Here is a 12,904-nt window from a genome sequence, read left to right as displayed (position 1 = left end):
CCGGGAACCGGCCCGGACGGGTGATCTCAGGGGGTTGGCGGGCGGACCGACGGTGCGGTGAGGGACGCCGCGGAACGTGGCGGTGCGCCGTCGCTGGGCGGTGCGTCGACCGGCGGGGCGAGCGGGTCGGGGCGGGGCACCCCGCCGATGCCGGACTGCTCGGCGGCGATCTTCTCCTGGAGGCGGAGGATGCCGTGCAACAGCGCCTCCGGTCGGGGCGGGCAGCCCGGCACGTAGACGTCGACCGGGATGAGCTGGTCGACACCCTTGGTCACCGAGTACGAGTCCCAGTACGGGCCGCCGCAGTTGGAGCAGGCGCCGAACGAGATGACGTACTTCGGCTCGGGCATCTGGTCGTACAGCCGCTTGATCGCCGGGGCCATCTTGTCGGTGACCGTGCCGGAGACCACCATCAGGTCGGCCTGCCGGGGGCCATGCGCGAACGGGATCACGCCGAGCCGGATGAAGTCGTGCCGGGACATGCTGGTCGCGATGAACTCGATGGCACAGCAGGCCAGGCCGAAGTTGAAGACCCAGAGCGAGTAACGCCGGCCCCAGTTGAGCACGAACCGGATCGGCTCGCCGAGCACCGCCGGCAGTTGCACGACCGCCCCCTTCCCGTCCCCCGGACAGTCAACCACAGGCCCCGCCGGCCGATCGGAGGGTGTTCGCGGCCCGACCGGCCCGGTGCAGGCGGTCGACTCAGTAGGCCGGGCGTTGCAGCAGGCTGACGAACTCCACCAGCAGCCGTTCCCGCAGCGCGGGCGGAGCCGCGTCCAGCAGCGTGTTCACCGGCGCCATCCGGTCCGGCAGCGCGGCACCGCCGCCGCCGAGGCCCAGCCCGGCGGCCAGCCCGGCGACCAGGTCTCCGGTGAGGGCCTCCGGGGCCAGGGAGCCGGCCAGGGCGAGCAGTTCGGGCGGCAGCACGACCGGGCCGGCCACCCGGGCGGCGGTGACCGCCTCGGCCAGGTCGGTGCCGAACTCGGCCGCCCGGGGCGCCACCGCGGCGGTCACCGTCAGGTGCACGCTGCGCGGCAGGCCGGCGTACGTCAGCTGGGGCTGGGTGTGCCAGCCAGCCGCGGCCAGCTCGTCGACCAGCACGAACAGGTCGAGCCCGGGGTCGGTTGCGGTGAAGCAGACCACTGTCGACTCCGGCTCGGCGACCAGTCGCAGCCCGTCGACGCCGCGTACCGCCCCGGCCAGTTCCCGCACCGCCTCGCTGGTCCGGCGAGCCAGTTCGAGGTAGCCGTCGTCGCCGAGGTACCGCAGGGTCGCGTACGCGGCGGCGATCGGCCCGCCGGAGCGGGTGGACGAGATCACCGGGTTGATCATCGTGTACCCGGGCCAGTCGGCGTACCCGAAGTACTGCGGGGCGCGCAGCTCCGGATCCCGGTGCAGCAGCACCGAGACGCCCTTCGGCGCGTACGCGTACTTGTGCAGGTCGACGGAGATCGAGGTGACCCCGGGCACGGCGAGGTCGAACGCGGGCACCGGCGCGCCGAGGCGGCGCAGGTAGGGCAGGGTCCAGCCACCGAAGCAGGCGTCCACGTGGCAGCGCACCCCGGCGGCGGCGGCCACCTCGGCGATCTGCTCGACCGGGTCGACGACGCCGTGCGCGTACGCGGGGGCGGAGCAGGCCACCAGCACCGTCTCGGGTCGGATGGCGGCGGCCACCTCGGTGACCGCCGGCCGCAGGGTCACCGGGTCGAGGGGCACCGTGTCGAGTTCCACCCGCAGGTAGTGGGCCGCCTTGGCGAACGCGGCGTGGGCGCTGGCGGGCACCACGAGCCGGGGCGCCGCCACGTCCGGCCGGGCGTCCCGGGCGGCCTTCACGGCCAGGATGAGCGACTCGGTGCCGCCGCTGGTGACGCTGCCGACCGCGTCCGGCGCGCTCGTGCCGGGCCCGCCGCCGAGCAGCCGCGCGGCGGCGCCCACCAGCGCGTTCTCCATGGCGAGCAGGGACGGGAAGGCGGTCGGGTCGAGCCCGTTGACGTGGGCGCTGAGCGCGTACGCGGCGGTGGCGAGTTCGTCCAGCCCCGGCACGGCGGGGTCGTAGACGTAGGCGAACAGCCGCCCACCATGCGTCGGCCGGTCCATCGCCCGCAGCTGCCGGATCTCCGCCAGCACCTGCTCGGCCGGTACCCCGTGCTCGGGCAGCGCCGAACCACTTTCGTCGATCATGGAGTTATGGTGCCCTTTCCGTGCTGCTCGGCGGCTTTTGTCCCTGCCACAACTCCATGATCGGCGAGGGGTGGGGGTGGAGGAGGAGGGTGGGTAGGGCGATCAGGAGGGCGGGGAGCAGGGTGAAGCCGAGCAGGATGCCGAGGCGGGCGCTGTCCGACTGGGGCGCGGCCGTTCCGGTGGAGGAGGAGACGTAGCCGGAGACGGCGAGCACCAGGCCGTAGATGCCGGGGCCCAGGGCCAGGCCGAAGGTCTCGCCGGCGGTCCACAGGCCGGTGAAGACGCCGGCCTGCCGGCGGCCGGTCCGCGCGGTGTCGTAGGCGATGCAGTCCGGGAGCATGGCCAGGGCGAACACCTGCTGCCCGGCGTACCCCACGCCGATCAACGCGACCAGCAGGTAGATCACGGCGGCCGGCAGCACCGGCGCGGCGACCAGCGCCAACCCGCCGAACGACAGGATCAGCGACGCGGCCACCAGGGCGGCGAGCTTGCCCACCCGCGCACCCACCCGCGACCAGAGCGGCATCACCACCAGCGCCGGCCCGACGAAGCAGACGAACAGGACGGTCGGGCCGGTCGCCGGGTCGCGCAGGATCTGGTCGGCGAAGTACTGGACACCCGCGAGGATCGTCGCCACCCCGGCGGACTGCACCACGAAGCAGAGCAGCAGCGCCCGGAAGGGCCGGTTGCGGCCGGCGACGCCGAGCTGGGCGCGCAGGGTCGGTTCACTCTCCGCGACCGCACCCAGCGGGGCGGACCGGGTGCCCAGGAAGGCGCCGACCGCACCCAGCGCGATCAGCACCGCCACGAAGACACCCATCCAGCGGTGCCCCGGCACACCTCCGCCGGCCGCGTCGCGCACCAGCGGGGCCACCGCACCGGCCACCAGGATGGCCAGCGCCAGCACCGCGATCCGCCAGGTCATCATCCGGGTACGTTCGGCGTAGTCGCTGGTCAACTCGGCCGGCATCGCCACGTACGGCACCTGGAAGAAGGCGAACGCGGTCGCGGTGGCCAGGAAGGCGACGGCGACGTACGCCCCGGCCGCGGGACCGGCGCCGAACGGCGCGGCGAAGATGGCACCGAAGAGCGCGGCCAGTGCCAGCCCGCCGAACAGCAGGTACGGCCGGCGGGCACCCCAGCGGGACCGGGTGCGGTCGGAGATCCGCCCGGCCACCGGGTTGATCAGCACGTCCCACGCCTTCGGTAGCAGCACCAGCAGGGCCGCCACCCCGGCGGTCACGCCGAGCGTGTCGGTGAGGTACGGCAGCAGCAACAGGCCGGGCACCGTGCCGAACGCCCCGGTGGCCAGCGAGCCGAGCGCGTAGCCGGCGTGCACCCCGCGCGGCAGACCGGGCGGGCCCCGGCTGGTCCGGCGAGGGCCGGGACGGCGGCGGGTGGTGGGCCGGATCCACCCGGCGGCGCGTTCATGGCGCCGAATATTACTCACGTTATCCGGCCGATCACATCCCCTCACCGGGCCGCCAGCTGGCCGCCCGCATGTCCACCCGGTCCTGGCGCAGCGGCGTACCCTCGGCCAGCCACCGAACCCGGGCCTCGGCCGCGAGCCGGGGCGGCAGGCCACCGGAGGCGTTGACCACCCGGTGCCAGGCAGTGCCACCGCCGTGCCGCGCCATGATCGCCCCGACCAGCCGGGCCGATGCCCGCCCGGAGCGCTCGGCCAGCGCGTCGGCCAGCGCTCCGTACGACATCACCCGGCCGGGTGGGATCAGGTCGACGACCTCCAGCACCGCCTCGACATACTCGTCAGGTGTCACAAGCGGCCAGACTATGGGAACGGCGACTGGCCCCGCGGCGGCGACGGCGCAGAATGGGCGGGTGCGCGACGCAGTCACGGCGGCCCGGCGGATCGTCGTCAAGATCGGATCCTCCTCGTTGACCACCGCGACCGGCGGGCTGGACGACGGGCGGGTCGACGCGCTGGTCGACGCCCTCGGCACGCGGACGGCCGACGGACGCGAGGTGGTGCTGGTCTCCTCCGGCGCGATCGCCGCCGGCCTCGCCCCGCTCGGCCTGCCCCGCCGGCCGCGCGACCTGGCCACCCAGCAGGCCGCCGCCAGTGTCGGCCAGGGCCTGCTGATCGGGCGGTACGCCGCAGCCTTCGCCCGGCACGGCCGCACCGTCGGGCAGGTGCTGCTCACCGTCGACGACGTGACCCGGCGGGCGCACTACCGCAACGCGTACCGCACCCTGCGCAAGCTGCTCGACCTGCGGGCGGTGCCGATCGTCAACGAGAACGACACGGTCGCCACCGAGGAGATCCGGTTCGGCGACAACGACCGGCTGGCCGCGCTGGTGGCCGCGCTGGTCGACGCCGACCTGCTGGTGCTCCTCTCCGATGTCGACGCGCTCTGGACCGGCCATCCGTCGCGCCCCGGCTCCCGCCGCATCGCCGAGGTGCACGACGAGGCGGGCCTCACCGGCGTCGACATCGGCGGCACCGGCCGCGCGGGGGTCGGCACCGGCGGCATGGTCACCAAGGTCGAGGCGGCACGGATCGCCACCGGATTCGGCATCCCGGTGGTCCTCACCTCCGCCGACCAGGCCGTCGCGGCGCTGGCCGGAGAGTCGGTCGGCACCTTCTTCCATCCCAGCCCGAGGCGCCCCGCCGCCCGGCTGTTCTGGCTCGCCCACGCCACCGCGCCCGGGGCCGGCTGCACCTCGACCCCGGCGCGGTCGCCGCGGTGGTCGGCCGGCGCAAGTCGCTGCTGCCGGCGGGGATCACCGCGGTGGACGGGATGTTCACCGCCGGCGACCCGGTCGACCTGGTCGACACCTCCGGCGCACCGGTCGCCCGCGGGCTGGTCAACTACGACGCGATCGAACTTCCCGGCCTGCTGGGGCGCTCCACCGCCGACCTCGCCGCAGCGCTCGGCCCGGCCTACGAACGTGAGGTCGTCCACCGCGACGACCTGGTACTGCTGTGAGCAACGGGCTCCGTGCCGACGCCTGCGGCGGCAGGGGCCACGGACACCTGAGGAGTGTGGAATGAGCGTGAGCGAGCAGGCCCACCGGGCACGCACGGCGGCGGAGACGCTGGCCGTGACGACGCGTACCGCCAAGGACACCGCGCTGCACACGATGGCCGACGCGCTGGTGGCGCGTACCCCCGAGATCCTCAGCGCGAACGAGGCGGACCTGGCGGCCGGGCGGGAGGCCGGGCTGAGCGCGGCCGTGCTGGACCGGCTCGCCCTCGACGCCGGCCGGGTGGCCGGGATCGCCGACGCGCTGCGCCAGATGGCCGCGCTGCCCGACCCGGTGGGCGAGGTGGTCCGCGGCTCGACCCTGCCCAACGGGCTGGAGCTGCGGCAGATCCGGGTGCCGTTCGGGGTGGTCGGCATCGTCTACGAGGGCCGGCCGAACGTCACCGTGGACGCCGCCGGCATCTGCCTCAAGGCCGGCAACGCGGCGCTGCTGCGCGGCTCCTCGTCGGCCGCGCACTCCAACGCGGCGCTGGTGGCGGTGCTGCGCGACGCGGTCGACGCCGCCGGCCTGCCGGCCGACTCGGTGCAGTTGCTGGACGCCAGCTCGCGCGACTCGGTCAAGGAGCTGATGCGGGCCCGGGGCCTGGTCGACGTGCTGATCCCGCGGGGCGGCGCGTCGCTGATCCGGACGGTGGTCGAGGAGTCGACCGTGCCGGTGATCGAGACCGGCGTGGGCAACTGCCACGTCTACGTGGACGCGGCGGCCGACGTCGCCAGGGCCGTCGCGATCACCCTGAACGCGAAGACCCAGCGGCTGTCCACCTGCAACACCGCCGAGTCGCTGCTGGTGCACGCCGACGTCGCCGACGCCTTCCTGCCACCGGCGCTGGCCGCACTCGCCGAGGCCGGGGTGACCGTGCACGGCGACCCGCGGGTGGCCCGGTACTCCGACGCGGTGGTCGCCGCCACCGACGAGGACTTCGCCACCGAATACCTGTCCGCGGACATCTCCGCCGCCGTCGTCGACTCGCTCGACGCGGCGGTCGCGCACATCCGGCGGTACGGCAGCGGCCACACCGAGGCGATCGTCACCGACTCGCAGCCGGCCGCCCGGGAGTTCGTGGCCCGGGTCGACGCGGCGGCCGTCATGGTCAACGCCTCGACCCGGTTCACCGACGGCGGTGAGTTCGGCTTCGGCGCCGAGATCGGCATCTCCACCCAGAAGCTGCACGCCCGCGGCCCGATGGGACTACCCGAGCTGACCAGCACCAAGTACGTGGTCACCGGCACCGGCCACCTCCGCTGACCCGGACGGGACCCGTCAGCGGAAGGCGCGGATCACGGCCAGGGTGGCGTGCACGTCGAACTGGTGGCCGTCGTCGCTGCTCCAGCCGCCGTCACTGCGCTGCGTCTCGGTGAGCCGGCGGCGGGCCGCCACCAGGGTCCACTCCTGCTCGTCGACGCCGACGCGACGCAGCGTCGAGGCGAGCCAGGCGGCGTCGGCCGGTGACGCCTGCGGGATCCGCTCGGCGAGCACGGCCTTGATCTGCGCCGATTCGTAGAACATCTGCTGCCGGTGCAGGACCGCCGCGCTCAGCCAGCCGGCGGCCAGGAAGGACGGCCAACTGCCGTCGGGGCGCAACCGGGCGGCGAGCGCCTGGCCGGCGGCCTGCACCACGCCCGCGTACGCCCCGCCGACCCGGTGGTCGAGCGGCCCGGCCGCCCGGGCGTCCAGGCCGGCCACGGTGAGCCAGAAGGCGGCGTTGGCGGTCAGGAAGAGCCGTGCCTCCGGGTCGCCCGGCCTGGCCCACTCGGGGGCGCTGTCGGCCAGCGCCTGGTCCTCCTCCCAGCAACCGTCGCGCTGCTGGGAGGTGGCGAGCCAGTCCAGCGCGCGGCGGGCGGAGGGTCGGCCCAGCGCGCCCAGGTCATCCAGTTCGGCGAGACGGAAACAGGTCGCGTCGACCGAGGCGACCTCGTCGCCCCAGGACGCCGGCCAGCCGCCGCCAAGTGTCTGGCCGACCTCGGCGCTGTCCACCACCTCCGGCGGAGGCGGCGTACCCGTGCGCAACCAGGAAAGACGGGCACGCTCGACCGCGTCCCCGTGCGCCACCACGAACCCGATCGCGGCATCGATGTCGACCACGGCGCCACGCTACCGGCGGAAACGCGATCCCGCCTCGGTAGGACGGGCAGGTGGGACCGGCCGACGGCCGGGTGTTTGCGGGCCCCCTCCGCCACCGGAGGCACCGGAAGGGGCCCCGCCGCACATCTCAGTACGCGGGCAGCGACGGATCGATCTGCTTGATCCAGGAGAGCACGCCGCCCTGCACGTGCACGGCGTCCCGGAACCCGGCCGCCTTCAGCGCGGCCAGCGCCTCGGCGGAGCGGACGCCGGACTTGCAGTGCAGCACGACCTGCCGGTCCTGCGGGAACTTGGCCAGCGCATCGCCGGAGAGGATCTCGCCCTTGGGGATCAGGGTCGCGCCGGGGATGCGGACGATCTCGTACTCGGCCGGCTCCCGCACGTCGACGAGGAAGATGTCCTTGCCGGCGTCCTGCCACTCCTTCAGCTCGGCCGCGGTGATGGTCGCGTCGACCACCGCCTCCTGGGCCTCCACCGACACCGCGCCGCAGAAGTCCTCGTAGTCCTCCAGCAGGTCGGTGAGGGTCGGGTTCTCGCCACAGAGCACGCAGTTCGGGTCCTTGCGCACCTTGATCTTGCGGTAGCTCATCTCCAGGGCGTCGTAGACCATCAACCGACCGACCAACGGATCACCGATCCCGGCGAGCAGCTTGATCGCCTCGTTGACCTGGATCGAGCCGATCGACGCGCAGAGCACGCCGAGGACGCCGCCCTCCGCGCAGGAGGGAACCATGCCGGGCGGCGGCGGCTCCGGGTAGAGGCAGCGGTAGCAGGGACCGTGCTCGGCCCAGAACACCGAGGCCTGGCCGTCGAACCGGTAGATCGACCCCCAGACGTACGGCTTGCCGAGCAGCACCGCCGCGTCGTTGACCATGTAGCGGGTGGCGAAATTGTCCGTGCCGTCGACGATCAGGTCGTACCGGGCGAAGATGTCGCGGACGTTGTCCCGATCCAGCGCGGTGTTGTGGATCTCGACGTTGACCAGCGGGTTGATCTCGCGGATGCTCGCCGCGGCGGATTCGGCCTTGGACCGGCCGACGTCGGAGACGCCGTGAATGATCTGGCGCTGGAGGTTTGACTCGTCGACGGTGTCGAAGTCGATGATGCCGAGAGTGCCTACCCCGGCGGCGGCCAGGTACATCAGCGCGGGGGAACCGAGGCCACCGGCGCCGACACAGAGCACCCGGGCGTTCTTCAGCCGCTTCTGCCCGGTGACCCCGACATCGGGGATGATCAGGTGGCGCGAGTAACGGCGGATCTCGTCAACGGTGAGCTCGGCGGCGGGTTCGACGAGCGGGGGCAGCGACACGGTGGACTCCCCGGGATCGATGTGGCGGACGACCGAGCCATTGTCGCTCGCCGAGGCACCCGCCGACCATGAGCAGGGACACGTCGCCCGCCATGCGGGAGCGGGAATAGCCGGCCGGGTGGGCTGGCCCGGCGTCAGCCGATGAGGTCGCCGGCGTAGCGGTGGCCGTCGAGGATCGGCCAGGCGTTCGCCACACAGCCCTCCAGCCCGTACGTCTGCTGCTGCATGACCGGCGCCGGACGCCCGGGTGCCGGGCACGCCTCGTGCCCCTCCCCGAACTCGTGCCCGACCTCATGGTTGATCACATACGCCCGGTAGACCTCCAGCGACGCCCCGTAGTCCGGCACCGCCTCCAGCCAGCGGGCCAGATTTATGATCACCTTTCCGGGTAGCCGGCACGACGTGTAGCCCTCCGTACTCAGCCCACCCTCGGCGCACATCGCCTCGGAAGTGAGCGGGGTGGCCAGGTAGACGGTGAAGTCGGCGGTCACCGCGTCGACCCGCTGCACGCGCAGTTCGCCGGAGCCGATCCAGCTGCGCGGGTCCGCCAGCACGGCGTCGACGTCGGCGGCGAAGGCGGCCGGATCCTGGCCGGTGTCCTGCTCGACGGCCACCCGGTAGCGGGCTACCGGCCCGTCCTCGCCCCGCACGGGAGAGCCCGCACCGGCCACCGCGAAGCTGCCGGCACCCGCCCTCGGGTACCCGCCGGGCCGGGCCTGCTCGTCGGCCCCCGCCCCGTACGCGATGCGGCTGCGAGCGCCCGGCTCCGGCCCGGCCGCCCGGTCGCCGGCCCGGGCCAGCAGCACCGAGGCGGTGGCCGCGAGCGCCAGCACCATGCCGAGGGTCACGGCGAGCCGGCACCGCCGGCTGGCCGTGGGCCGGGGCCCCAGTGGTAGGTCCGGCTCCGCAGGGCCGCAACAAAGGGGTGAAGACGGCATGAAAACATCGTCGCACCCATTGCAGGCATATCAGCGCAATCCTGCGCGATGAAGGCGCTCCGCCCCGGCGCTCCGGCCGCTCAGAGCGGCGGACCGGCGTGACGCCGGCCGTCCAGGTACGGCCAGGGATTCGCGACGCACCCCTTCAGGAACAGCGTCTGCTGCATCATCACCGGAGCCGGCTCGCCACGCCCCGGACAGCGCTCGTGCCGGTTGCCCAACTGATGCCCGACCTCGTGGTTGATCACATACGTCCGGTACACCGAGAGCGGCACCCCGGCCGTCACGAAATGCGGCACCGACAGCCGCCAGCGGTCCAGGTTGACGATCACCTTGCCCGACGCCCGGCAGGAGGTGTACGGCCGCCCACCGACGCGGATATCGACGCCTCCGGCGGCACACATCCGGCCCGCCGTCCCGGCCGTGGCCAGGTAGACGGTGAAGTCGTACCGCGAGGCCACGTCCACCTGCCGCAACCGGAGCCGCCCGCTGTCGACCCAACTCCCCGGACCGGTCAACGCGGCCCGCACCGCCAAGGCGAACTCGCCCGCATCCGCGCCGGATCCGGACTCCACCGCGACCCGGTAACGCTGGATGCCACCGGCCGTACCCAGCACCGGCCCGGCCCGGTCGTCGTAGTCGAAGCGGCCCGGCCCGATCGACGGCACCCGCCCCGGCTCCTGCAGAACCGGCGGCTCGGGCGACGGAGGCAGCCGGCTCGGCGACGGCGACGGGGTCCGCAGGATCGGCGGCGTCACCACCAGCGGGGACGCCGCCGGCGCCAGCTCGCCGGCAGTGCCCGACGGAGCGCCGGTGCCCCCGGCGACCACCGCGACGGCGGCACCGACCGCCGCCACCAGCACGGCAACCCGGACGACCGATCCCGGCCGGCGCGGCCACGGCCGCTTCCGAACCTCGGCGGTCGCCGCCGAATCCACGGACGGGGCGTCGCGTTCCGGCCTCCGCCCGGCGGCATGCCGCCCTAGGGAACGAGCCGGCCAAGAACGGCTACCAGGGCTGCGCACGCCGGTCATCCTGCCAGGTCAGCCCGGCGAGCGGGCTCCCCCGTCTCGGTGAGCAGCCCCACCACGGCCCGGGCGACCAGGCGGGGTACCTCCAGCTGCGCCACGTGACCGACGCCGTCGATCATCAGCAGCCGGCTGTCCGGAATCACCCGGGCGGTCTGCGGCGCCACGCGCACGTCGACGAGCCGGTCCTGCCGGCCCCCGATGACCAGCGTCGGCGCGCTCACCGTACGAGCCAACCGCCACAACGACTCCGAACCCGGCAGGTACGACCGCACGAAGCTGGAGACCAGCCCACGGAACGTCCGGACGTAGGCCGCCGCGTAGTGCTCCGCCTCGTACCGGATCCGGATCTCCTCCAGTGCCTCCCGCCGGCGCTGGTCGCAGATCCGGCTGAGGTCAGCCACGCACGCCTCCATCACCTGCTGGGCCATCACCTCCGGCGCCACCTGGGCCAGCCGCCAGGCGGCCAGCCGCTCGCCCCGGGGATCGCCAGCAGCGGCAGCATCCGGCCCTGCAACGACCGGCGGAAGTCAAGGAACGGCAGGGCCGGCGACACCAGGGTCAGCGTCCGGACCAGGTCCGGCCGGACGGCGGCCACCCGCACCGAGATCGCCCCGCCCAGCGAGTTGCCGAACAGGTGCACCGGCCCCCGAGCCGAGTGTTCGATCCAGCGGATCACCCGCTCGGCGAAGACCGGAACGGTGTACCGCCGACCCGGCTCGCTGCGGCCGAAGCCCGGCAGGTCGATCGCCTGGCCGTCCAGCCGGTCGGCGAGCAGACCGGCCAGGTCGGTCCAGTTCTGCGACGAGCCGCCCAGTCCGTGCACGTAGAGCGCCGGCTCGGCGGCCGGGCCGGTGGCCGGCGTTTCCCGGACGTAGGTGACCGCCCCGTCGAGGCGGACCTCGCGGCCCGGCCAGGGCGGCGGGACCGAGTGGGCGGGCAGCAGGCGATCTGGCCAGAGGGTCGCAGGCTTCACCGTTCCAGTCTGCCCCGACCCGCTCAGGCCAGCAGCGCCTCCAGCCGACGATTGACCGCGGCGAGGGTGGCCCGCACCACCGCCTGCCGGGGGTCGCCGGCCACCAACGCGGAACCGGCCAACTGCTCGACCCACCCGTCGCAGACCAGCAGCACGACGACGGTGGCCACCTCACAGTTCCCGAAGGGCACCACAGCGGCATGCTCCACGAAGCAGCGTCCGCGCTCCGCCGTGGTGTTGGCGGCGCGCAACAGTTCGTCGATCGCCGCCGCGGCCGCCACCGCGCAGAGCCGCAGCACGTAGCCGTCGACGGCGGGCCCGGTGGCGTACCCGGCGGCGCTCTGCGCGCCGGCGAGCAGCCGAACCTCGACGGTGGCATCGAGCCCGAACGTGCTCACCTGGACGTGGTCGAGCACCACCCGGGGGCCCGGCACTCCGCCCGTGTCCAGCGGCCGGGACGGTGCCGACTCGGTCGTGGTGAGCTGCCCGCCGGAGTAGGAGGCGCCGAGCGTCGCCGGACTGCCCGGTGCACCCGCGTCCTCCACGATGGCCCGGCCCCGGTGCGGGACGGGCGCCTGCCGTCGCCGTCGCGAGGTCTCCGGTGCACCCTCCGTCCGGCTCGGCTGGGCCTCCGTCCGGGCGCCGGCGGGTCGGGCCGATGGACGTCTGGGCTCCGCGGACGGGCGGGCCTCACCGCCCTCGCCGCGCCGGGACTCGGTGGACCGGCGCCGCATGGGTACGGCAGGGACTCCGGTCATGCCGCTCGGCGCGGCGGCCAGCCCCATCCGCTCCTGCAGCAGGCGGGCGACCTGCCGGCTCACCTCCGCCGGGTCGGCACCGTCGGCGAGGTCGAGGCGCAGGCTGTGTGCGCCGGCAGGGGTACGGCGCAGGGCGGCGTCGCGCACGCCGGCGACCCCCCGCACGGCGGCAAGGATCGCGTTGACGTCGAACCCCTCGGGCCGTTCACGCAACGGCGCCGGCTCGTCGTCGCGACGGAGATGGGTGGCGATCCGGGCGAGTTCCGGGGTTTCGGCGGGTGGCTCCACGGCTGGCGGCTCCGGCACGACGGGCACGTCCGGTTCGGCGGGGACGCGCTGCGGCAACACCGCCGGGGTGCTGTCCGGCGACCACTCGCCGGCCGGCTCCGTCGGCGGGACCGGATCGGGCGCGGATCGGCGTGCCGCGTAGGGGGCCGCGCTCACCGGGACGGGCGCAGAGGGAATGCGTTCACGGCGGCCGGGCCCACCGGAGATCCCACCGGCCGCCAGGTCACTGGCCGGTGGGGTCGAGGTCGAACCGGATGTGGCGGAAGCCGGCGCAGGCATTGCGGACGACGGCTCAGCGGCGACCGGCCGGAGCCGGAACGGTCGATAGCCGGGCACCT

General features: G+C 74.1%; 9 protein-coding genes and 3 pseudogenes. 2 read left to right on the top strand and 10 right to left on the bottom strand.

Annotation, left to right across the window (positions count from 1 at the left end; all coding sequences use genetic code 11):
* Window positions 1–26 precede the first annotated feature (26 nt).
* From KIF24_RS03130 to KIF24_RS03115, 4 genes and pseudogenes are all read right to left on the bottom strand, one after another.
* The gene (locus tag KIF24_RS03130) at window positions 27–605 is read right to left on the bottom strand and encodes an NADH-quinone oxidoreductase subunit B (protein WP_221082680.1); all 579 of its coding nucleotides are present in this window, start codon (window positions 603–605) and stop codon (window positions 27–29) included.
* A 97-nt stretch (window positions 606–702) separates the two neighbouring features.
* Complete coding sequence (locus tag KIF24_RS03125; RefSeq protein WP_221082679.1) at window positions 703–2,181, bottom strand: pyridoxal phosphate-dependent decarboxylase family protein; 1,479 nt, start codon at window positions 2,179–2,181, stop codon at window positions 703–705.
* A gap of 4 nt (window positions 2,182–2,185) precedes the next feature.
* Window positions 2,186–3,612 (bottom strand): annotated as a pseudogene (locus KIF24_RS03120) (MFS transporter).
* A gap of 32 nt (window positions 3,613–3,644) precedes the next feature.
* Entirely contained in the window at window positions 3,645–3,959 is a 315-nt protein-coding gene (locus tag KIF24_RS03115) for an MGMT family protein (RefSeq protein WP_221082678.1), read from the bottom strand.
* 13 nt (window positions 3,960–3,972) lie between these two features.
* On the opposite strand from KIF24_RS03115, the pseudogene proB reads away from it, so the two are divergent.
* Window positions 3,973–5,129 (top strand): annotated as a pseudogene (gene proB, locus KIF24_RS03110) (glutamate 5-kinase).
* Between the two features lie 61 nt (window positions 5,130–5,190).
* Entirely contained in the window at window positions 5,191–6,432 is a 1,242-nt protein-coding gene (locus KIF24_RS03105) for a glutamate-5-semialdehyde dehydrogenase (RefSeq protein ID WP_221082677.1), read from the top strand.
* 15 nt (window positions 6,433–6,447) lie between these two features.
* Here the strand turns inward: KIF24_RS03105 and KIF24_RS03100 are convergent, their stop codons facing one another.
* The 6 genes and pseudogenes from KIF24_RS03100 to KIF24_RS34885 all read right to left on the bottom strand — a co-directional run bounded on the left by KIF24_RS03100 (window position 6,448) and on the right by KIF24_RS34885 (window position 12,722).
* On the bottom strand, window positions 6,448–7,269 hold the full coding sequence (locus KIF24_RS03100; RefSeq protein ID WP_221082676.1) for a prenyltransferase/squalene oxidase repeat-containing protein: 822 nt from the start codon (window positions 7,267–7,269) through the stop codon (window positions 6,448–6,450).
* Window positions 7,270–7,396: 127 nt separating this feature from the next.
* On the bottom strand, window positions 7,397–8,578 hold the full coding sequence (moeZ, locus tag KIF24_RS03095) for an adenylyltransferase/sulfurtransferase MoeZ (protein WP_331460996.1): 1,182 nt from the start codon (window positions 8,576–8,578) through the stop codon (window positions 7,397–7,399).
* A 134-nt stretch (window positions 8,579–8,712) separates the two neighbouring features.
* On the bottom strand, window positions 8,713–9,426 hold the full coding sequence (locus KIF24_RS03090) for a DUF3152 domain-containing protein (protein WP_331460995.1): 714 nt from the start codon (window positions 9,424–9,426) through the stop codon (window positions 8,713–8,715).
* A gap of 170 nt (window positions 9,427–9,596) precedes the next feature.
* Window positions 9,597–10,454 carry a DUF3152 domain-containing protein gene (locus KIF24_RS03085; RefSeq protein ID WP_331460994.1) on the bottom strand — a complete coding sequence of 286 codons (858 nt, stop codon included), beginning with the start codon at window positions 10,452–10,454 and terminating at the stop codon, window positions 9,597–9,599.
* Window positions 10,455–10,546: 92 nt separating this feature from the next.
* Window positions 10,547–11,520, bottom strand: a pseudogene (locus KIF24_RS03080) (alpha/beta fold hydrolase).
* Window positions 11,521–11,543: 23 nt separating this feature from the next.
* Window positions 11,544–12,722, bottom strand: coding sequence for a hypothetical protein (locus tag KIF24_RS34885; RefSeq protein ID WP_407939856.1), 1,179 nt, complete (start codon window positions 12,720–12,722; stop codon window positions 11,544–11,546).
* Window positions 12,723–12,904 lie beyond the last annotated feature (182 nt).

Source organism: Micromonospora tarapacensis (assembly GCF_019697375.1).
Lineage (GTDB): Bacteria > Actinomycetota > Actinomycetes > Mycobacteriales > Micromonosporaceae > Micromonospora > Micromonospora tarapacensis.
Note: the sequence above shows the minus strand (reverse complement) of the source record. Positions and strands in the feature narration are given on the sequence as shown.